The organism is Pseudomonas sp. G5(2012) (genome assembly GCF_000408945.1).
In the GTDB taxonomy this organism is placed as follows: Bacteria; Pseudomonadota; Gammaproteobacteria; order Pseudomonadales; family Pseudomonadaceae; genus Aquipseudomonas; species Aquipseudomonas umsongensis.
On record NZ_APIO01000047.1, the window covers coordinates 141,899 to 162,875 of the forward strand.

17 protein-coding genes and 1 pseudogene are annotated in these 20,977 nt (G+C 57.0%); 13 read left to right on the plus strand and 5 right to left on the minus strand.

What is annotated here, in order from left to right:
* Positions 1-83 precede the first annotated feature (83 nt).
* The 10 genes from PG5_RS16595 (at position 84) to PG5_RS16640 (ending at position 10,557) form a co-directional block, all read left to right on the plus strand.
* The gene (locus tag PG5_RS16595) at positions 84-896 is read left to right on the plus strand and encodes a demethylmenaquinone methyltransferase (RefSeq protein ID WP_020798275.1); all 813 of its coding nucleotides are present in this window, start codon (positions 84-86) and stop codon (positions 894-896) included.
* On the plus strand, positions 893-1,351 hold the full coding sequence (locus tag PG5_RS16600; RefSeq protein ID WP_020798276.1) for a nuclear transport factor 2 family protein: 459 nt from the start codon (positions 893-895) through the stop codon (positions 1,349-1,351). Before PG5_RS16595 ends, PG5_RS16600 begins: the two co-directional genes overlap by 4 nt.
* Positions 1,348-2,769: an aldehyde dehydrogenase (NADP(+)) gene (locus PG5_RS16605; protein ID WP_020798277.1), complete on the plus strand. Its 1,422-nt coding sequence runs from the start codon at positions 1,348-1,350 to the stop codon at positions 2,767-2,769. Before PG5_RS16600 ends, PG5_RS16605 begins: the two co-directional genes overlap by 4 nt.
* Positions 2,766-3,077: a Dabb family protein gene (locus PG5_RS16610; protein WP_020798278.1), complete on the plus strand. Its 312-nt coding sequence runs from the start codon at positions 2,766-2,768 to the stop codon at positions 3,075-3,077. The genes PG5_RS16605 and PG5_RS16610 overlap by 4 nt, the downstream gene beginning before the upstream one ends.
* 203 nt (positions 3,078-3,280) lie before the next feature.
* The gene (locus PG5_RS16615) at positions 3,281-4,555 is read left to right on the plus strand and encodes an MFS transporter (protein ID WP_269458350.1); all 1,275 of its coding nucleotides are present in this window, start codon (positions 3,281-3,283) and stop codon (positions 4,553-4,555) included.
* A gap of 47 nt (positions 4,556-4,602) precedes the next feature.
* Entirely contained in the window at positions 4,603-5,688 is a 1,086-nt protein-coding gene (locus tag PG5_RS16620) for a mannonate dehydratase (RefSeq protein ID WP_020798280.1), read from the plus strand.
* 151 nt (positions 5,689-5,839) lie between these two features.
* A complete protein-coding gene (locus PG5_RS16625; protein ID WP_020798281.1) occupies positions 5,840-7,372 on the plus strand; it encodes a UxaA family hydrolase in 1,533 nt (510 codons plus the stop codon).
* A 187-nt stretch (positions 7,373-7,559) separates the two neighbouring features.
* Positions 7,560-8,813 carry an OprD family porin gene (locus tag PG5_RS16630; RefSeq protein ID WP_020798282.1) on the plus strand — a complete coding sequence of 418 codons (1,254 nt, stop codon included), beginning with the start codon at positions 7,560-7,562 and terminating at the stop codon, positions 8,811-8,813.
* Between the two features lie 422 nt (positions 8,814-9,235).
* Positions 9,236-9,652 carry a response regulator gene (locus PG5_RS16635; protein ID WP_042955445.1) on the plus strand — a complete coding sequence of 139 codons (417 nt, stop codon included), beginning with the start codon at positions 9,236-9,238 and terminating at the stop codon, positions 9,650-9,652.
* Positions 9,653-10,146: 494 nt separating this feature from the next.
* Positions 10,147-10,557, plus strand: coding sequence for a response regulator (locus PG5_RS16640; protein WP_042955446.1), 411 nt, complete (start codon positions 10,147-10,149; stop codon positions 10,555-10,557).
* A 312-nt stretch (positions 10,558-10,869) separates the two neighbouring features.
* On the opposite strand, the gene PG5_RS16645 is transcribed toward PG5_RS16640, so the two are convergent.
* The 4 genes and pseudogenes from PG5_RS16645 to PG5_RS16660 all read right to left on the minus strand — a co-directional run.
* A complete protein-coding gene (locus PG5_RS16645) occupies positions 10,870-11,235 on the minus strand; it encodes a transcriptional regulator (protein WP_020798285.1) in 366 nt (121 codons plus the stop codon).
* A 926-nt stretch (positions 11,236-12,161) separates the two neighbouring features.
* Positions 12,162-13,187: a tyrosine-type recombinase/integrase gene (locus PG5_RS33575; RefSeq protein ID WP_020798286.1), complete on the minus strand. Its 1,026-nt coding sequence runs from the start codon at positions 13,185-13,187 to the stop codon at positions 12,162-12,164.
* Positions 13,188-14,103: 916 nt separating this feature from the next.
* Positions 14,104-16,707: a DNA ligase D gene (gene ligD / locus PG5_RS16655; protein WP_020798288.1), complete on the minus strand. Its 2,604-nt coding sequence runs from the start codon at positions 16,705-16,707 to the stop codon at positions 14,104-14,106.
* Positions 16,708-17,138: 431 nt separating this feature from the next.
* A pseudogene (locus tag PG5_RS16660) lies at positions 17,139-17,912 on the minus strand (DNA polymerase ligase N-terminal domain-containing protein); the annotation flags it as partial.
* A 185-nt stretch (positions 17,913-18,097) separates the two neighbouring features.
* Here PG5_RS16660 and PG5_RS16665 point away from each other — a divergent pair.
* Positions 18,098-18,541 (plus strand): cupin domain-containing protein, encoded by a 444-nt coding sequence (locus tag PG5_RS16665; RefSeq protein WP_020798290.1) that lies wholly within the window; start codon positions 18,098-18,100, stop codon positions 18,539-18,541.
* 116 nt (positions 18,542-18,657) lie between these two features.
* Here PG5_RS16665 and PG5_RS16670 read toward each other — a convergent pair whose 3' ends face one another.
* Complete coding sequence (locus tag PG5_RS16670; protein ID WP_020798291.1) at positions 18,658-19,401, minus strand: tellurite resistance TerB family protein; 744 nt, start codon at positions 19,399-19,401, stop codon at positions 18,658-18,660.
* 249 nt (positions 19,402-19,650) lie between these two features.
* On the opposite strand from PG5_RS16670, the gene pcsA reads away from it, so the two are divergent.
* The gene (gene pcsA / locus PG5_RS16675) at positions 19,651-20,373 is read left to right on the plus strand and encodes a phosphatidylcholine synthase (protein WP_020798292.1); all 723 of its coding nucleotides are present in this window, start codon (positions 19,651-19,653) and stop codon (positions 20,371-20,373) included.
* Positions 20,374-20,377: 4 nt separating this feature from the next.
* Positions 20,378-20,764: a DUF488 domain-containing protein gene (locus tag PG5_RS16680; RefSeq protein ID WP_020798293.1), complete on the plus strand. Its 387-nt coding sequence runs from the start codon at positions 20,378-20,380 to the stop codon at positions 20,762-20,764.
* The last annotated feature ends 213 nt before the right edge of the window (positions 20,765-20,977 follow it).

Sequence of the window (20,977 nt, forward strand, 5' to 3'; positions counted from 1 at the left end):
AAACATTATTAGTCCCAAATTACGGGAATAACCAATGACTTGGTGCACCTACACGCCATGCGTAAGAGCACAGGAGAACAACAATGACGCAGATCCACCAATACGCCGACACACTGGAAGAAACCGACGAGCGCCAGGTTCATGTCAGCGATGAAGTGCTGGCACGCCTAGCCCGTTGCAGCAGCGGTTCGCTGACCACCCAACTGTTCAAATTGGGTTTTCGTCAGCCAGCCCTGGTCGGCCTTCGCGCCATGAACAAAGACATCAAGCCGTTCGCTGGCCGCGCTTTCACCATGCGCTTCATACCGGCCCGCGAGGACATCGACACCTACGGCACCATGACCACCAAACCCAACCACAACAATCTGCAATGGCAGGGTGTGGAACAGATCCAGCCGGGCGACGTGCTGGTCATCGACAGCCAGAACGACCCGCGTGCGGCGTCGGCGGGCAATATCCTGGTGACCCGTCTGCTGGCCCGTGGCGCCCGGGCTATCGTTACCGACGGCGCCCTGCGCGACGGCAGTGAAATTGCCGCTTTGCCGCTGCCTGCCTTTGCCCGCGAAGTCACTGCAACCACGCGCATCTCCTATCACCACGTGGCTGACTTGCAGGTACCGATCGGCTGTGCCGGTGTGGCGGTGTATCCAGGCGACATCATCGTCGGCGACGGCGACGGTTTGACGGTGATTCCTGCGCATCTGGCAGAAGAGCTGGCCGATTACTGCACCGTGCAGGACGACCTGGAAGGCTATCTGGCGATGCGCATCGCCGCCGGCGAAGCACTCTGGGGCGTCTATCCACCAGGTCCAACCGCCATCTCTGACTACCACGCATGGGTAGCCTCAGGTCGTCCTGCCATCCCGAGCATCATCAACAAGGGGGATGAACAATGAGCAAACAAGCCGAATACGCCGCACTGATCCGTCGCTACTTTGCTGCTTGCAACGCGGGCGATCACGCCGAATTGGTGTCGTGCTTCACTCCGGATGCCGTGCACTACTTCCCAGCCGGATTGCCAGAAATTCCTTGGCGCACTGCCGAGACCATCGCGTCCAAATGGGTGTGGTGCGTCGAGAACCTCGGCTCGCAATGGACCATCGAGAAGATTCTCGTCAGCCATGACAGCCCTGAAGCGGTGATCGAGTGGACGCACTGGAAGGGTAAACTGGGTACTGCGCTGCGTGGTGACGAGTGGTACATCTTTGACGAGCATACTGGTCTGATCAAAGAGATCCGCGCTTACTACGCCTCACCTGCCGACAAGGAAGTGGCCATCAACGAAATCGTCGACTTCGATTACGCGGGTCGTGGTTACCACCTGGAACCGGCCACAGGAGGTGAACAATGAGCACCACCGAGTTTCAATTGATCGATGCAGCTGTCGAGGCTGCCGGTGCCGTCGCCGGGTTCTGGGCGGCCTCCGCGCCCTCCGTTCGCAGCGGCTTGCTACGTGGACTGGCCAGCGGTCTTGAACAGTACCAAGCCGCTCTTGTGGCACTGGCCGACGAAGAAACCGGCCTGGGTGCCGGGCGACTCAACGGTGAAGTGGCGCGAACGGCCTTTCAACTGCGTGGTTTCGCCGACGAGGTAGAGGCCGGTGTGCCATACCAGACAATCGACGATCAGGCCGCGGCTGGCGCGCCGCCCGTAGGTCGCCCACGCCTGACACGCACCCACGAACCGCTGGGGCCGGTGGCGATGTTTTCAGCCAGCAACTTCCCGTTCGCTTTTTCGGTCCTGGGCGGCGACACCGCTTCGGCATTGGCGGCCGGTTGCCCTGTGGTAGTCAAGACTCATTCCGGGCACCCACGGCTGTCGCGCGCAGTACATGAGGTGGCTCAGGGCGTACTTGACGGCATGAACTTGCCTGGCGGGCTGCTTGGCCTGGTCGATGGCGCCTCCCGCGCAGCGGGCCTGCACCTGGTAGCGCATCCGCAGATTGCCGCCGTTGCATTTACCGGTTCCTATCAAGGCGGGACCGCGCTTTGGAAAGCCGCTAACGAACGCCGTCGCCCTGTTCCGTTTTTCGGTGAGTTGGGCTCCATTAATCCATTGATCGCCCTGCCCGGTATTCTAGAGCGTGACAGCGAGGCCCTGGCGAACACCCTTGCTGCTTCGATCACCCAAGGCACCGGACAATTCTGCACCAGCCCGGGGGTGATCGTTTTACTCGACCATCCGGCCAGTGACCGTTTTGTCGCGCAATTGAGCGCGGCACTGCAACCGATCAAGACCCATCGCATGCTGACTCCCGGTATGCGAAACGGATTTGATGCAGGAGTCGCCCATCTGCTGGCATCCGATGCAGCGAGCCAAGTATTCGAGCCACTGGCCGATAGCGAAGGCCCGGCTCCGCGTCTGTTCAAGGTCGACGCCAAGGCCTTTATTGAAGACGCCAATCTTCGCGAAGAAATGTTCGGCCCCGCCGCCGTGGTACTGACAGTCGAGTCCATCGAACAGGCGACCGCTGTGTTGCACGCCATTGGAGGCAGCTTGACGGCGACGCTTTGGGGCTTCGAAGACGCCACCGACGACACCCGTGCGCTGCTTCGCGCCGCTCGCCAGATCGCCGGTCGAGTGTTGTTCTCGGGCGTGCCAACAGGCGTTGCCGTCACGCACGCACAGCAACATGGCGGCCCCTGGCCTGCGTCGACTCAACCACAAAGCACTTCGGTGGGCTACGCCGCGCTGCAGCGCTACCTGCGCCCGGTGGCGTTGCAGGATGCTCCGGCATGGGCACTCGCCCAGCAAGGAGCCCAGCCATGATGAAACACATCGTGATGTTCCGGCGCCTGCCTGCGGTGGAGAAAAACCCACAGCTGGAAAACCATCTCGTGCAGTGGATGAGCGACCTCGCCAAGGACATTGAGTTTGCCCGCAGCTGGAAGGTGTCGGCCAATGAACTGGACCGACCGATCTGCTGGGACTACGTGCTGGAGACGACGTTCGACGATGCCGAAGCGGTCAACCGTTACCTGCCTCACCCGGCGCACGTTGCCCTGGTCACTGAACTGAAAAAGTACTTCGAATGGGTCGTTGTGGACTACACGGAGGCAGACACCCAGGCCGCTTGATCCCGTTACAGGTATTGGCTCCCAAGGGTCGCCAATGCCTGGGCACTCTACAAAAATAATTAGACGAGGCACACATGAACAACAACGAGCGCTACGCGCTGGAAGGAAACACGCCAGTTGCCGCGGTCTCGGCCCAATCGAAGGGCCACCAGGACGCGGCGGCGACCACGAAATAGAGCAGCTATCGCTTTCTGATTCTGGCGTTGATCACCATCGTTCTCGCCCTGAGTACGGGGGATCGTGCTGCACTGTCGGTCGCAGGGACCGACATGAGCAAGGAGCTCGGTATCAGTTCTGTGGAAATGGGATACCTGTTCTCGGCATTCAGCTGGGCGTACGTAATCTTCCTGATCCCCTCCGGGTGGCTGACCGACCGTATCGGCTCGAAGCTTTCAATGATGCTGGCCGTGGTGATCTGGTCTTGCTTCACGGTGATGATGGGTATGGTGCATTTCATTGGCATGGTGGTACCACTGCTACTGGCCCTGCGCTTTTTGCTCGGTGCTGCTGAGTCTCCGGTCGGACCAGCCTCGGGCCGCATCATTGCCGCATGGTTCCCCTCCTCCGAACGCGGTATTGCCGGCGCCATCTTCAACAGCGCGCAATACCTGTCGCTGGCTGTCTTCACCCCAGTCATGGGATGGCTCTGCTACACCTACGGCTGGGAGTACGTATTCATCATCATGGGCGCCATCGGCCTGGTGATTGGTGCCATCTGGTGGAAATTCTACTACCTGCCCATTGACCATCCGAAGATGAACAGCGAGGAACTGGAATACATCCGCGCTGGCGACGGCCTTGTTGATCTGGAGAGTTTGAAATCCAAAGCGGCAAATACCGGCAAGGGCATGAAGCTCGGCGAGATCGGACAGTTGTTTCGCAGTCGCATGCTGGTCGGGATTTTTCTGGCCCAATACTGCATCACTTCGATCACCTGGTTCTTCATGACCTGGTTTCCGATTTATCTGGTCAAGGAACGTGGATTTGACATCCTTCAGGCCGGGTTTATCGCAGCAATTCCAGCGTTGTGTGGCTTGGTGGGCGGCGTGTCCAGCGGTTTTATCTCCGACCTGATCCTGAAGAAAACGGGCTCTTTGAGCATTGCTCGTAAAACCCCGATCACCATTGGCCTGTTGCTCAGCGCCAGCATCATTCTCTGTAACTATGCCGAAAGCGCTGCCGTGGTCGTTGTGCTGATGAGCCTGGCGTTCTTCGGTAAGGGTTTCGGCTCGATGGGCTGGACAGTGGTCGCCGACACCGCGCCCAAAGAGCTTATCGGGACTACCGGTGGCGTATTTAATGCCTTCGGCAACACCGCTGGAATCGTAACCCCGGTGGTCATCGGCTACATCCTTCAAACCACAGGTTCCTTCGATGGCGCACTGCTCTACGTCGGCGCTCACGGATTGGTAGCGGTCGCCAGTTACTGGCTGATCGTCGGCAAGATCCAACGCTTCAAGCTTCATCCGAAAACTTGAATTCGGTTTCCAACTGACTCCAATTAAAGATATGCGAGGCACCAAAAATGAAGATGATTTTTCGTTGGCACGGTCCGAAAGATCCAATCAATTTGCAGTACATCAATCAGATTCCCGGGTTGTACGGCATTGTTTCATCACTTTACGACACCCCGCTTGGAGAAGTCTGGCCGGTGGACCGTATCACCAGTCTGCGAGACGCAGCGGCGGCTTATGGTTTGAAAATGGACGTCGTCGACAGCTTCCGCGTGCACGAAGACATCAAACTGGGAAAGCCCAATCGTGAAGCGCTTATTCCGCAGTACATTGAAACGCTGAAGAATCTTGCCGCCAGCGGTATCAAGATCGTCTGCTACAACTTCATGCCTGTATTCGACTGGACTCGTACACAGATGGAGTACCAACTGCCCGATGGCTCCAATACATTGTCTTTCGAGGCCTCGTTGGTTGATCGACTGGACGTATCTAAAGGTGTGATTCCCCTACCCGGCATCGGTACAAAATACCCTGCAGAGAAGCTCCAGGCACTGCTTGAAGAATACAAGGATGTCAGCACCGAACAGATGTGGAAAAACCTTGAGTGGTTCCTGGGCAAGTTGGTGCCGGTTGCCGAGCAGCTTGGCCTGAAACTGGCCCTACACGCAGACGATCCGCCTCGTTCGGTGTTTGGCCTTCCTCGAATTATCAAAAACATCGAGGATCATCGCCGCGTACTGAGCATCATTGACTCGCCTGCGAACGGCCTGACGTTATGCAGCGGCACCATCGGCTCGGACCTCAACAACGATGTGCCGTCGTTCATCAACGAATTCGCCGCTCGCCAGCGTGTGCATTACGTTCACCTGCGTAACGTCAAGGTGTTCGACAACGGTGACTTTTATGAAAGCGCCCACCCGACGCAATGTGGTTCGCTGGATATGGCGGAAATCCTGAAGGCCCTGCATGACGCCAACTTCACCGGCTACGCCCGTCCAGACCATGGCCGCATGATTTGGGGAGAGACAGGCGTACCAGGATACGGCTTGCACGATCGTGCACTGGGCATCATGTACTTGCAGGGTTTGTGGGAAGGCATCGGCAAGGAAAAAACCAAGGCAGTGCTGCAAAAACAAGGGCCCGCCGCAGTAGCGTGATCGAGTCTTCCACCGAAGCACTGCCAATCTATTGCCGCGTACGCAGTCGAATGTGTGCTTTACGCGAGGACTGTCTCGCGGCAATTAGACGCTTCGGTCATGCCAGGCAAAGTCAGCAGCATCGACCTTATAAGAAAAGCAGGACTTAATTATGACCTCCCGTGAAATCAGCCCCGTGATCCGCCTGGACCCTGCCGACAACGTAGTGGTCGCACGCGTGGAAATCCCCACAGGCACTGCCATTACTAACGAATCATTGACTACGCTGCAGGACGTCCCGCTGGGGCACAAGATTGCTGCACGCATGATCGAAAAAGGCCAACCGGTGCTCAAGTACAACACCGTGATTGGCTATGCCAGCGAAGACTTGCCACCAGGTACCTGGATGCACAGCCACAACATTGAGTTCGGCGAAACCGCTCGCGATTATCGCTACGGCCTGGATTACGTGCCCACCGACCTGTTGCCAGCCGATAAGCGCGCGACGTTCCAGGGCATCATTCGCGAAGATGGCCGGGTGGCCACGCGCAACTACCTCGGCATTTTTGTCGTCGGCAATTGCGGCGCCACCGTGGCACGCAAAATTGCCAATCACTTTGACGAAGAGCGCCTGGCCGCCTTCCCGAACATCGACGGCGTCGTGCCCTTCGTGCATGAAATCGGTTGCGGCATGGAAATGACCGGCGAACCGATGAACCTGCTGCGCCGTACCATCGGCGGCCACATCAAGCACGCCAACACCGCCGGCGGCCTGCTGATTGCCCTGGGCTGCGAGCGCAACAATATCTATGGTTTCATCGAGCAGGAGCAACTTGTACTGGGAGACATGCTCAAGTCGCTGGTGATCCAGGACGTCGGCGGCGTTAAAACCGCGGTAGACCAAGGCATCAAGATGATTCAAGCGATGCTGCCCCAAGCCAACGCCGTGCAACGCGAAACCGTGTCGGCCGAACACCTGATCATCGGCATGCAATGCGGTGGCTCTGACGGCTTCTCCGGCCTCTCGGCCAACCCGGCGCTAGGCGCTGCGGTTGACATTCTGGTGCGCCACGGCGGGACCGCGATTCTCTCCGAGACCTCGGAAATTTTCGGCGTCGAACACACCTTGACCGCCCGAGCCGCCACCCCCGAAGTCGGTCGCAAACTGATTGACCGCATCGACTGGTGGCTGGAATACAACAAGGGCCGCGACACCCAGATCAATGGTCGCGTCAGCCCCGGCAACAACGCCGGTGGCCTGGCCAACGTGCTGGAAAAATCCTTGGGCGGTGCCAAGAAAGGCGGCAACGCACCACTGATGGATGTGTATGAATACGCCTACCCGGTGACGACCCATGGCCTAGTGTTCATGGACACCCCCGGCTATGACCCGGTGTCCGCGACCGGCCAGATCGCCGGTGGCGCCAACATGATCGCGTTTACCACCGGGCGTGGTTCGTGCTTCGGTTCGGTTCCTGCACCGACCTTCAAACTGGCGAGCAATTCGCCCATGTTCAATCGCATGAGCGATGACATGGACATCAACTGCGGCCAGATCATCGACGGCGACAAGACCATCCAGCAAATGGGCCAGGAAATCTTCGAGCGCCTGCTGACTCACGCCTCGGGAGACAAAACCAAGAGTGAACTCAACGGCCTGGGCGAAGACGAATTCTGCCCATGGCAGATCGGCGTGCTTGCATGACACCGGTGCCGTTGTCGCTACACGTTGCCCCTGCCGCATGGCCTTGCGGCAGGTCGCTCGACAGGATGCTCGGCTGACTCGTCACGTATGAGTCACCGTGTGAACTGAGTTCTCCTTCAAATAACAACAACGATTCCGCCGAAAAGGCGGTTGGCGCAGCCATGCCTGCGATTCAACGGGAGCCACCATGCAACACAACAACAAAGTGCTCATCTGCTCGACTTTGCTACCAATGGGACTGTTCAGCAGTGCCGGCCACGCAGCAAGTTTCCTCGAAGACAGCCACGCCACACTGCAGACCAGTAATTTCTACTTGAACCGAGACTTTCGCGAAGACCCGGGTATCTCCAAACGTGAAGAATGGGCACAGGGTTTCGTCCTCGACTACAAGTCCGGCTACACCGCAGGTACCCTCGGCTTCGGGCTCGATGCCATTGGCATGCTGGGGATCAAGCTAGACTCGGCCCCCGATCGCAGTGGCACCGGTTTGTTGCCGGTCGGCGAAGATGGTCGGGCCCCTGACGAGTACAGCAAGTTCGGCGCGGCAGCCAAGATCAAGGTGTCGAAAACCGAGCTGAAGGTCGGTACGCAGATTCTCAAGTATCCGGTCATATCTTCCAGCACCGGACGTATCCTGCCCCAGACCTTCCAGGGCGGCATCCTCACCGCCAAGGAACTGGACAACTTCACACTGACCCTGGGCGACATCAACCGCACCACGCTGCGTGACTACTCTCATAACCAGCCTCTGACCCTGGTCAGCAAGAACAAGCGCTTCAAAGCCACTCCCGACGCCGACGACTTCAAAATGGCCGGCGCTGACTACGCTCTAAGCAAGAATCTGACCTTGAGTTATCAGTACGGTGAGCTGGAAAACATCTATCGTCAGCAGTATCTGGGCTTGGTGCATTCCCTACCATTGGGTAGCGGTACTCTAAAGACAGATGTGCGGTATTACCTCAGCAGTGATGTCGGTAATGCCGGTGCCGGCAAGGTCGACAACCGTACCCTTAACGCACTGGTCGCCTACAGCTTGGGTGGCCATGGCGTCGGGCTCGGTTATCAGGGGTTGAGCGGATCAACTGCAATGCCTTACATCGTTGGTACCGATGCGTACTTGACTAACTACATGATGGCAAACGACTTCATGGAGCGCGACGAACGCTCCTGGCAACTGCGCTACACCTACGATTTCGCCGTCTTCGGTGTGCCAGGCCTAACCTTCTCCACGCGCTACACAAAGGCCGATCATGCCAACCCGGCGACCGTGGCGGGTGAAGGCAGGGAATGGGAGCGTGACACCGATATTGGCTATGCGATTCAAAGCGGGACATTGAAAAATGTCGCGGTACTTTGGCGCTATGCAACGCTGCGCTCGAACTACTTGCGTGATATCGATGAAAACAGAATGATCATCAGCTATAACCTGCCACTGTTCTGACCATCAAAACCGTGCGGGAAGGATCGAGATAATTCTTCCTGCCGTCAGGCGTAATTGTGGCACACAGCGAATGGCAGGCACCTCTTCAAAATTGAATTACCAAGGCAGTTCGCGCCTTCAGAAGCAATTCACCCTACTTTTCCAGACGTTCCGTGATGGGGGCGAGTTCTATTGAAACCGAACACCCATTTAGGGGCCCCCTCATGTCTTACGCCATAAGCACACTTGGTTGAACAAATGGGTCGCCCCTACTCCATTCCTTTGCTTCACTCAGCACTTCTTGGAGCGCTTGTGTATTAAACGCACGCGTTTGGTCTGCGGAGAACAGCGCATAGAGTACGAGTGCAGCGACTACGCTGAGAAAATCGTCCTATGCTGTCTTTTCGATGAGGCAAAAAATCCGACCTTGAAGGGCAAGGCCTGTGAACGTGAACTGGGAAGGAATGCTGCCGATCGAAGGTACGGTGATCGTTATTGAGGATGATCCGACCCTTCGATCACTGATGACGGACATCCTGTCCGAGATTGGCGCCCAGTCTCTGGCTTTTGAGGCTGCAGACGACGCGCTGACGTACTTTTTGCAGAACACTTTCCACTGCCCGCTTGTGATCGTGGATCAGGCGCTACCAGGGCAGATCCAAGGGATGGAGTTTATTGAGATGATCCAAAGTCGTCTGCCTTGGATCGCCTCCATTCTCACATCCGGTTATTTGATCGATCCAAGCGACTTACCGGTCCATACGATTTATCTGCACAAGCCTTGGTCCCTGGATGACCTGGTGATTTCGGTGGCCACCCTGCTGCAGCCCGGTAACCCCATCGTGAAGACATCCCCCTGAGTCGCTGGAGGTTTATTCGAACACCAACAAGCTCGCGAGCGCGACGGCAACGCACCACGCGGAGATTGTTACTAGCAGACGTAGAATGTGGTTCATCTCCATGTCTTGCCGCGCATTATCTCAACTCCTGTAGCAGTAGGGTCACGATTACTGCAAACCCAATCGCGAGTATCCCGATTCCAAACGTTACTCCTAGAAGAATAGGATGTTTCCACAAGGCTCCAGTCGATCAACGATTTGTAGGGTGCGAGCATCTGAGCAATAACCAAGCCAGCCAGCCGGCACAGTCAAGCCCAGGCTTCTTGCCTGCGAGAATTCCCCAAAAGCGGGGGAGACTTTCCTTACATACGGTGCTGAGCTCCCAGATATGGTGCCGACATCGGGCTGTTTCTGTTTCTATCCAAATTGGCAAACAGGGATAGCTCTGGAAAAAAACGCCTAAACTGGGAGAGACGCTATCACTGCCTTTGGTGATATCTGAATAAGGATCAAGCATGAAGGCAAAGCGGGAAAAACCCTTACCGCTGAATGGATGGGTCATCGTTGTTGAGGACGACCCCACGCTGAGGATGTCGATGGTAGAAATTCTGGACGAGATCGGCCTCAGCCCTTTGGATTTCCAATCTGCCGGCGATGCTTTGATCTACTTGATGGGAATACCCGACGGTTGTCCGTTGGTGATCGTTGATCAAGGCCAGCCTGGTCAGTTGAGCGGTGCGGACTTCATTAAGTTAGTGAAAAAGAAATGGCCACTGACCGCCGCCGTTCTTACATCCAGCTATGAACTCGTCCCCTTAACGTTGCCCGACTCAACAATCCATTTACAAAAGCCGTGGTCAATGGATGATTTGGTGATGGCAGTAGCAACGCTGGTTCAACCTAGTCACCCCATCGACAAGAACTAATCACTAGAATTCTTGAACGACTGTTTCGGGTCGACTTGCGCCTTAGCAGACGCCCTCAACACTCGCCACTCGCTGATAGAACAGCGCCGCTCGTTGTGAGTCCCCAGGCCCGCCCAAACTGGTTTTTTCATTTCGGCCAAAAACGGCTTGCCGGATTACCTGTTTGGGGCTGATTTTTGGCTGTCGTCAGCGTCACCTTTGGGTTGTGGATACAACCGGTCGCCATCGTCAGCTTTGGGTCGTTTTCCGTCCCCTGCGATGGGCAGCTTACCCACAATCTACAAAGTCGGAGATGGACGACCGGCTTTGTCATCACCAATCAAGATCTTTGTGCTTGCGGGAATTAACAACCTCCGCTTTGGCTTCGTCGGAGGTAACACGAGAGCCGGAGGCGCGTCGTCGCTTTTTGCCTTCCATGCGCATGATTTGTAGCGGACTGGGCCGCACCTCCTCCAACAACGAACTCAGGCGCTCCAACTCGCCGAGGGCGCGCAAAACGGCGATCAGATTGATCAAGGTGCCTTTGCCTTGATTGAGCATCAGGTGCAGAGTCTGCCGGCTGATCGCCGCGTTCTCCGCTACCGTCTCAACGCTGATGTTCTTCTTCAACCGCAGCTTTTGAAGGTGTGCCCCTACTGTGGCGGCGAGCATTTGATCCGATTGAATATAAAGTCGCATAGCGTCTATTTTCCTAGGCATTAACTGGCTAAAAAGCACTTTACGTCAGGAATTCTAGACAGCACAGAGAAAAACTTTCATATTCTCGCCGCTTCTGCTGAATCCCCAGACCACGGCGACATAAATGAACTGTATTCCGAGGATCATCGGCTAGGCCATGCAAGGCTTTACATGGACAGTGAATGACGGCTTCTGGTCGTTTTCTGCGCGTCATAAGAGGCAGAAACCGATCCATAGCTGCCTCTCCCAGAGGGCTGAGCTCTCGACCAAGCGTACGCAGCCTGCACTTTTCCTTTTAGGCAGCATTTATCCTAGAGATTTTGTTGAGTCACCAAAAAAAATCTTAATTTTTGGTGATTTTTCCAACATTTTCTTTATTTTGCGGGGTGACATGCACTCAATTATCCTCGTTTCTCAGGTTTGGCAGCTATATACATAGGGCTGTAGAAAAAATCCCAAGAGGGCGAAATGTGAGCGATCGACAGCCGTCCCAAAGCCCCCGTAAATACAGGCTGACCTTCCATTTTTGTTACGCGACAGTAATTAACGCAGTCGACGCGCGGTACAACATTCGCGGCTACATGCTGGCGGAACTGGTGAAGTTGTGCCTGAAGAACCGAGCCAGGATCCTATGCAGCCAACGTGCCTTTTATGAACGCCACGTTCAGATGGAGGCTCTCACGTACCTAGAATGTTTCACAGCTAAGCTTTTATTTGGTCCGGGCGGACGACTGTGCCCACATGAGTATCACTACGTAGCCAGCGATGAGTCTCTATTAAGGGCAAATACCTAAGTGGCCTTTTGTGGCGGATTCGGTCTATAGCGATGGGGCGCAAATCGACCCAAAGCTGACTGTCACTGGGGGTTGTTTATCACTTCAGGAGGTGCCAAGCGCCGTTGGGCGCTTGGCGCATGATTCGTCATCTTACGAATCTGCCCCCTCATCGGACGGACGAATGTAATAGCGCGCAATATCAGGTGAATAGTGCCCGGTATGGATCCTGGCAGGAGTTCCTGCCATAGCAGCATGTACAGCAACGGATAACCGAACGCTATGGATAGACGTTCGGGTACCCTCTATCTGAGCAGCGACCAGCCAAGAATGAAATATTTTACGCAATTCTTTATCAGTCATATGTGCTTTGGGGGCATTTTTTGAAGGGAACAGATAGTCACCCACGGAGAGCCCAGCCCCTCGGATGTATTGAGCTAAGGCCCCTGCGGGAGCAATTGATTTGACTTTTTCCCCCTGTGTGCGGGTTTTTTGAGCTAGCCAAGAGATTGAAGTGTACGGAGAGTTGAGGCGGGCGACCTTGGCCTCAACGATTTCGATCGAACGCATTCCGGACAGTAGGAGCGCAAACAAGGCCCCATCACGAAAACTATCTTTTTGTTGTATAACTCGCTTCAAGGACACCAACTCTTCTGGGCTCATCACGCGTGTAGATTTCGAGCGCTGGGTGCAATGGATATGTGGTCCTGACGAACCAACCTCTTGTCCGTTCTCTTTCTCAAGTGGACGGACATCAAGCTCCGGTTCCGAGAAGGGGGGCAGAGTCCTCAGCGATGGCGTCTCTAGTTGCCGCGTTCGCTGCGTGTGACTTGATCCTCTAAAAACTTGAAAGTCTTGCAAGGGCAACAACATCACTAGCGAGTCTAAAGCGCTCGGGTCGAGGCGGATAGAGCACTCCGTTCGAAGGTACTCTAAAATGGAAGTATTTATGCCGTGCCTCACCTCCGCCAAGGTAGGCGCAATGGTATTCAGCGGACAGCTTTTTGAGCTCTTCACAACATCATTGAAATTACGATAGCCGAGTCCGCGAGATAAAATCTCACGCGCCGCAGAGAGCTTCAAAGGTGAGCTACTAGGCCAATTACGTTTAATTTTTTTTGCTATGGGTTTGAAACCCAGGTTGTTGGCTAGGTCGGCTGGATAAATTGGAACACGCATGGCAGTTCTCCAATGCGTCAGGGTGTCGGCTGCCCGCTGACTATCGTCGAAGAGCATGCGAAAAGAGGGGGGGGAGCTACCTGATGGTGACCACCTTAGCGAGCCGACCGCACGATCCAGGAAAACCGCACCTATCACGCTAGCACTTAACAGCGGCCTGTCCAACCGTTAATTAGATTTCACGAGTACCTGCGTTTTGTCGTGCGACTCCAGGCGACAACTGAATATCACGACGTCTATTTGGCAATGCGACAAATCTACAAATCATAAATGTTTGCATGACGCGGCCATCGATTATCACTAAAACACCAAGCTAAAGCCGCCATCCCATAGAGGATGAGTGTACGATTTTTGGCCGTTATCCGCCTGTCGCGACCGACTGAAAACGACTCAGGCTGTGTGAAAACGCACCGATTCCGTCTGCTGGTTTCGCAGGCAACACCCGTAGCTCTCAGCTTTCGAAGTGTTCAGTGCGTTTTCACACAGCCTGGGTCGTTTTCTGCCTCTCATGAAAGGGCGAAATCGACCGAAAGCGTACAAGCTTGCGCCTTCAATCCACAAACCTCACCATGCAGCAGGCCGCCTTGGGTCGATATGGACAAGAATGACTTGGATGTCCACATGAAACCGCTGTCCATATGGATTTCTTTGAGAAGCGCTCAAGGCCCGATGCAGCAAGGCTTAGAAGTAGTGTCCATCACTCAGTAGCATTCGACTGCACCGAGTATTACGGTAGGGAGAACCTAGCGAAAGATTCGAGTGGTTCAAGGTCGATCACGCAGTAAACAATGTGCTCAATCAACAAAGTGGGTTGATCCTACCTAAGTCAACTTTAGTAAACGCAAGACTGGATAATGGCTGAGCACTCACCAGACATTTGGCCAGACTGCTGGCGCCATCGGCGCGTCAGTCTGGATCAGGCCTTTTTCATCCCCACCCGCCGCCGCATCTCGGCCGTGATTGTCTGCCGGGTCTTCTTCATGTCTGCCCAAGGTCCGTCGCCTACTTCCACCAGGCGTTCGTGAACATTGTGGATGTCCCACTGGTTACCGCCCTTGAGCTCGGAAATCTCCTCACGGTAGATCGGCACCGACACTGGCAGTCCTTCGCGGGTACGCGCGGCGTAGGCGCAGATGGTGGTCGCGCCCAAGCCGTTGCGCAGGTAATCGATGAAGATCCGCCCCACCCGGTTCTTCGGCCCCGACACCGCGGAAAAACGCTCCGGCAGCATCTTGGCCATGTGGCTGACAATGGCGTGGCTGAAGTCCTTGACCTCCTCCCAACCGAGCTTGCGGGTCAGTGGCACCACCAAGTGAATACCCTTGCCGCCGCTGGTCTTGAGGAACGCCTTGAGTCCCAGCTCATCGAGCACCGTCAGGGTCAACTGGGTGGCCTCGACCATACGCTTCCACGGCAGCGCCGGGTCGGGGTCGAGGTCGAGGATGAAGCGGTCAGGTTTGTCGAGGTTGTCCGTGGTGGCGTTCCAGGTGTGCAGCTCGACGGTACTCATCTGCACCGCACCGATCAGCGCCTCGGCGTTGTTGATGAGCATCATCGGCTGGCCCGTAAGTTGCTGGTCCAGGGTGGCGATACCGGGGATCGCCAGGCGCTCGGCGTTTTTCTGGAAAAACAGTTCCCCTGCGATGCCGTCCGGCGCACGCACCAGCGCCACGGGCCGGTCCTTAAGCTGCGGCAGGATCCACTCGGCGACGCTGGCGTAGTACTGCGCCAACTGCACTTTGGTGGTACCACTGCTGGCATCGATCACACGGTCCGGGTGGGTGATACGCACCTTGCCTTGGTCCAGGCCGATTTGCGACGGCGCAGGTTCGGCTTTCTTCTTCGCGGCGGAAGGTTTGGCCGCAGCGGTTTTTTTCGCAGGGACGGTTTTCACGGCAGTCGCACGCTCCTCGGTGATGTCTTTGGCAGGTTTGTCATCCCGCAGGCCATGGAACACCGCATGGCGCACCGAACCGTCCTTGGTCATTTCGGCAAAGGCCACTTCCGCCAGCAGGCGCGGTTTGAGCCAATGCACAGCCTTGAACTCGGCACCGCAGGGCGGGTTGACCACCGCGGGTTTCTTCGTCTGCAGGGGTTTGAGTCGTTGATGAATGCTGTTGAGGGTCGCCGCGGTAAACCCGGTGCCGACCTTGCCGGCGTAGCGCAACTCACCGCTGTCTCGGTTATGCAGCCCCAAAAGCAACGCACCGAAGGCATTGCGTGACCCTTTAGGGTCGGTGAAGCCGACGATGACGAACTCTTGTCGATGCTTACATTTGAGCTTGATCCAGTCACTGCTGCGCCGGGAGACGTAGGGCGATCCCAGGCGTTTGCCGATCAGGCCTTCCATCTGCATTTGGCAGGCGCTGTTGAGCAAGGCCTCCGGGTCTTCACTGAAGGCCTCGGAGAAGCGCAGCAGCGGGTCATTGCTGGTCCTGAGCACCGTCGAAAGCGCAGCCCGGCGTTCCTCGACGGGCACCTCGCGCAGGTCCACGCCATTGAGGTAGGGCAAATCGAACAGATAGTAGAGAATATTGCCACTGCGGCCGGCCTCGAAGGCGTTTTGCAAGGCCTGGAAATCCGGTACGCCGTGTTCGTCGGCTACCACGATTTCACCGTCAAGCCAAGCCGATTCCAGGCCTAGGGACACCAGCGCCTTGGCCTGGCCGGGCAACTTGTGGGTCCAGTCATGGCCGTTTCGTGTAAAGAGTCGAACCTTTCCATTTTCTATCCTAGCGAGCATCCGAAACCCATCGAGCTTGCACTCATAGCTCCATTGACCGCCCGGGGCCTTTTCCACCAAGGTCGCCAGTTCCGGTTTGATCTTGTCTGGTAACTCGGCCTTGCGCGCGCCGGTGAGTGGTGCGGACTGTTCTTTGCGTGCTGGCGCCGTGGGCTGCTTGATGACCTTGGCTTTGGCTGCCCTAGGTGCCTTGGCTGTTTTGGCGACGATGGTCCGTTCGCTAATCACGCTGTCGGGCTCGGCGGCAACCACGTCGTAATCGTTTTCAGGTCGAGCGGCACCGTCCTGATGCTTGATTAGAAACCATTGCTCCTGCTTGCCCGGCATGTGCGTGCGAACCAGGCTCCACAGGCCGACGAGCTTCTCGCCTTGCAGTTCAAACTTGAGCCGGCCATTGGCATAGGCCTCGACCGGGTCGCCCTGGGGAATCCACATGCCACGATCCCAGACGATGACATCGCCCGCACCGTAGTGCCCTTCGGGGATGCTTCCCTCGAAGGTGGCGTAATCCAGCGGATGGTCTTCGACATGCACCGCCAGGCGCTTATTCTTGGGGTCCAGCGACGGACCTTTGGGTACCGCCCAGCTCTTGAGCGCACCATCTAACTCCAAGCGGAAGTCGTAATGCAGGCGCGAAGCATCGTGCTTCTGGATGCAAAACTGCAAGGCGTGTGCTTTTTCCTTGCGTTTGCCTTTCGCAGATTTGGCGACGCCGGCAGGTTCGGGGCTCTCTTCGAAGTTACGCATACTGTTGTATTTTTCGAGTTGCTTTTCCATGATGCCCTCCCCAAAGTGCAGATAACATCGACCTGCTGTTGTCTTGAGACCTCGAATAGGTGTGAGAAGGTTCACTTGGTTCGCCGCGCTGGACGTCTACTGAATTGATGGCACTTCAGGCCACGGCTACGGGTCCGAATTCACCAAATCTGCGCTAATCTGGAAGAGCAATTGCTAGTCAAGCAGAGTGCAAATTTGCTCAAATCAGCGCGGTGACAAGGACAATGAGGATTGCAGTCGCAACCAGTGAAGCCTGTCCGCCCTGTCGCCTCATTCCAAACGCAACATGTTGAAATTCACTCCGGTGAGTTTTGGTGAAGGGCATTGAACCGAAACGCAACAAAGGATTTTTTTCAATCGCAACACCACTAACATCGGCCTAGCAAAATAAGACACCTGAAACGCAACACTTGAGGTGGTGCCTATTTATGCTTGACTTCATAACTCCACTGTCCGCCCGGGGCCTTTTCCACCAGCGTCGCCAGCTCCGGCTTGATCTGGTCAGGCAGTTCGGCCTTGCGCGCGCCTGTGAGTGGCGCGGATTGTTCTTTGCGTGCAGGCGACGCGGGCTGCTTGATGGACTTGGCTTTGGTGGCCTTGGATGCTTTGGGTGTCTTGGGTGCCTTGGGTGCCTTGGCGACGAGAGTCCGTTCGCTGAGCACGCTGTCGGGTTCGGCGACCACCACGTCGTAATCACTTTCCGGACGGGCAGCACCGTCCTGGTGCTTGATCAAGAACCACTGCTCCTGCTTGCCCGGCATGTGCGTGCGCACCAGGTTCCACAGGCCGCCGAGCTTCTCGCCTTGCAGTTCGAACTTGAGCCGGCCCTTGGCATAGGCCTTCGCCGGATCGTCCTGGGGAATCCACACGCCACGGTCCCAGACGATGACATCCCCCGCGCCGTAATGACCTTCGGGGATGCTGCCTTCAAAGGTGGCGTAATCCAGCGGATGATCTTCGACATGTACCGCCAAACGCTTGACCTTGGGGTCCAGCGACGGTCCCTTGGGCACCGCCCAACTCTTGAGCGCACCGTCGAGCTCCAGGCGAAAGTCGTAATGCAGGCGCGAAGCATCGTGCTTCTGGATGCAAAACTGCAAGGCATGATCCTTGGTTTTTTTTCTGCCCTTGGGTTTGACGGCGACAGGTTCCGACGTCGCCGAAAAATCGCGCATGCGGTTGTAGTCATCGAGATTTTTGTTCATGGCTCACCCGCGGTTCGCTGCAGGGCGCTGAATCAGCACTTCCCTCTCTCAGCAGAGCGAGCCTTGGCGAAAAAAATTCCATCGCCGTCGAAATTGCCCGGACGGACGGCCCCGTACCGCGGCTGCCGGCCAGCGTTCAAAGCGCCTACAATCGGCGGATGCTGCCTCATCTGCGGAGAGCCATCATGCGCACGGTTCACGTCCTCCAGTCCCCACCGGCATCGGTCAATGTCGTTGGCGAAAAGATCACTGTCCTGGCTGGCGGTGATCTCAGCAAACCGTTTGAAATGCATATCCAGGAAGGCGTTCAAGGCGGCGGCCCGCCCCCGCACTTTCACCCATGGGATGAAGCGTTCTACGTGGTCGACGGTCAGGTCGAAGTGACCGTCGAAGGCACCTCCACCACTGTCTCGGCCGGGGGCTATGTGCATATTCCTGCCGGGTCGATTCATGCCTACAAGAACGTCAGCCCCACGGCAAAGATGATCGGCGTGGTCTCCGATCCACGAGGCGGGCTTTTTTTTACGGCGATGGACCGGTTCAAGGTACCCGAGGATCTTCCGCGGATATTTGAGGTGGCGGAGCGCTTTGGCGTGACCTTCCTGGTGCCCGAACCGCCGATTTCCTGATCGACCGACCTCGCTCTCTGTAGGAGCTGCCGCAGGCTGCGATCTTTAGATCTTCAGCGATTCTTCAGGCGCAAAAGTCAAAAGATCGCAGCCTGCGGCAGCTCCTACAGAGGCCTTCAGGCTGTGCCGTGGGCCTGCTGTTCCAGATGTACCTGCAAATCCGGATCGATATTCAAGGCAGCCGCCAGTTCATCCAGGTAACTGCGCTCGGCATCCTGCTGATCATCCACCAGCATCACGCTGGCCAGGTACATCTCGGCGGCCATGCCGGGGTCCGTTGCCGACTGTGCCACCTCGGCAGGGTCAAGCGGTTTGGCGGCTTCCTCGTCAAGCCACTGCTGCAACTGCGGATCATCGGTGTGCCGGGCGATTTCGGCATTGATCATTTGTGTCTCGGCGTCGTCGAAGCGGCCATCGGCTTTGGCCGCCGCGATCATCGCCCGCAGGATCGCGTGGCTGTGTTCCTCGACTTCCGGGCCCGCCAGCATGTCCACCGTACGCATCGCCTGCTGCGGCGCCTGCTGTTGCTGCGCGGCCTGGCTGCGTTGCCAGGCCTGAAAGGCCTGGAATGCCATCATCCCCAGCGAAGCCAGCGCAGCATAATTGGTACCACCGGCGGAGCTCGATTGCGGCGCACCGCCCATTGGCGATCCTGCGCCCAGCAAGCCACCGAGCAAACCGCCCAGGCCACCCATGCCGCCAGCGCCTGAACGGCTGGCGCCGCCACCGCCCAACAGGCCGCCCAGCAATCCGCCCAAGTCACCCAGGCCACCCTGTGCCGACGCCCCACCGCCGCCCCGTTGCGCCATCGAGCCCTGGCCGGCCCGCAGTAATTGTTCGAGTAGATCGCTGGTGTTCATGACGACGTCCTCATCGATGGGAGTGATCCAGTCAGACAACGATAGCCCTCGCGCGTAAATGTGCTACCACCGTCTGGCTGACATATTATCGATTTATCCGCCGTATTTTTTTACGGCGCAGCTAAGATTCATGGGTGGTGAACCTTATTCCCGGATACCCGGTCGATACTTGCAACCCAACCCGGTTTGCCGCCGCCCGCCAGATGAGGGCGTTGACTGGCTTGCTTCACTTTCTGGAGAACGCCCCCCGTGATATCGACCCTACACATCGCCAGGCTTAAAGCTTGGGGCGCGCATGGTTTTACCGCCACCGGCGTGGTCACCGCCTTCCTCGCCACCCTCGCCCTGCTCGATAACCAGCCCACCAGTTGCCTGCTGTGGCTGGGTGTGGCCCTGATCGTCGATGGCCTGGATGGCGCACTGGCGCGCAGGGTCAACGTACAGTCGGTGCTGCCGAGTTTCGACGGCTCGATTCTCGACCTGGTGATCGACTACCTGACCTACGTATTCATTCCGGCACTGTTCATCTATCGCTACATCCCGTTGCCGGACTACACACTGCTGCTGACCGTGTCGCTGATCCTGGTGTCGTCGCTGTTCTGTTTCTGCAACGTCAACATGAAAAGCAAGGACAACTACTTCCAGGGCTTCCCCGCCGCCTGGAACGTGGTCGCCCTGTGCCTCTACATCATCGCGCCGTCACCCTGGATCACCTTCCTCACCGTGATCGGCCTGGCCCTGTTGACGCTCACCCGGATGAAATTCCTGCACCCGTTCCGCGTTCGCCGCTTTATGCCGATCAACATTGCCGTGACGGCGATCTGGCTGCTGTGCAGCCTGTCGCTGGTGATCAACCACCCGGTGATCAATCCTATGGTCATGGGGCTTTGGCTGTTGATGTCGGCGTACTTCCTGGGGATCTGCTTCTGGCGCACGGCGCTTGAGTGGTTCGACGAATCGCGGCTCAAGTAGCGCCATGCCGATCCATATCGTGCGCCTCGGCTCTGCGCGAAAACCCGACGAAGGCTTGCGCCTGGGTACGGTGCGCCGTCCACCCCGTGGCGTACCGAAAGCCGAGTTTGCCAGCCGGGATTTCTATGATGTGTGGCAGCCACTGCTGTCGCCCAGCCCGGAGCTGGTACAACAGGCCCAGGCCGCTGAGGACGAGAAGGCCTGGAATGCGTTCAGGCGCAAGTTCAAGGCCGAAATGAAGCACCCTGCCCCCAGCCAGTTGCTCGATCTGCTGGCGGCTCTTTCGCATCACACTTCCTTGGCCGTGGGGTGTTATTGCGAGGACGAAGCGCATTGTCATCGCTCGGTGTTGCGTGAGTTGCTGGAGGCTCGGGGGGCGGTGGTTGTCTAGATACTCTCGCGGCTGTACCCGATCTACTGTGGGAGCGAGCCTGCTCGCGAAGGCGGCCTGACGGCCGACCTGTTATTTGTTGTCTGAGTACATATCCATTGCTGCGGTAACGGCCACTTAGGGTTTCGCTTTTACTGTAGGAGCCAGGCTTGCCGGCGAAGGCGTTCTGGCAGACGGTGATTGTCTTTCAGGTGTACATATCCGTTCCTGCGG

Bases quoted from the DNA above. Each gene is read 5' to 3' on its own strand.
- PG5_RS16595 (WP_020798275.1), top strand. From the start codon at position 84: ATGACGCAGATCCACCAATACGCCGACACACTGGAAGAAACCGACGAG.
- PG5_RS16600 (WP_020798276.1), top strand. From the start codon at position 893: ATGAGCAAACAAGCCGAATACGCCGCACTGATCCGTCGCTACTTTGCT.
- PG5_RS16605 (WP_020798277.1), top strand. From the start codon at position 1,348: ATGAGCACCACCGAGTTTCAATTGATCGATGCAGCTGTCGAGGCTGCC.
- PG5_RS16610 (WP_020798278.1), top strand. From the start codon at position 2,766: ATGATGAAACACATCGTGATGTTCCGGCGCCTGCCTGCGGTGGAGAAA.
- PG5_RS16620 (WP_020798280.1), top strand. From the start codon at position 4,603: ATGAAGATGATTTTTCGTTGGCACGGTCCGAAAGATCCAATCAATTTG.
- PG5_RS16625 (WP_020798281.1), top strand. From the start codon at position 5,840: ATGACCTCCCGTGAAATCAGCCCCGTGATCCGCCTGGACCCTGCCGAC.
- PG5_RS16630 (WP_020798282.1), top strand. From the start codon at position 7,560: ATGCAACACAACAACAAAGTGCTCATCTGCTCGACTTTGCTACCAATG.
- PG5_RS16640 (WP_042955446.1), top strand. From the start codon at position 10,147: ATGAAGGCAAAGCGGGAAAAACCCTTACCGCTGAATGGATGGGTCATC.
- PG5_RS16645 (WP_020798285.1), bottom strand. From the start codon at position 11,235: ATGCGACTTTATATTCAATCGGATCAAATGCTCGCCGCCACAGTAGGG.
- PG5_RS33575 (WP_020798286.1), bottom strand. From the start codon at position 13,187: ATGCGTGTTCCAATTTATCCAGCCGACCTAGCCAACAACCTGGGTTTC.
- ligD (WP_020798288.1), bottom strand. From the start codon at position 16,707: ATGGAAAAGCAACTCGAAAAATACAACAGTATGCGTAACTTCGAAGAG.
- PG5_RS16665 (WP_020798290.1), top strand. From the start codon at position 18,098: ATGCGCACGGTTCACGTCCTCCAGTCCCCACCGGCATCGGTCAATGTC.
- PG5_RS16670 (WP_020798291.1), bottom strand. From the start codon at position 19,401: ATGAACACCAGCGATCTACTCGAACAATTACTGCGGGCCGGCCAGGGC.
- PG5_RS16680 (WP_020798293.1), top strand. From the start codon at position 20,378: ATGCCGATCCATATCGTGCGCCTCGGCTCTGCGCGAAAACCCGACGAA.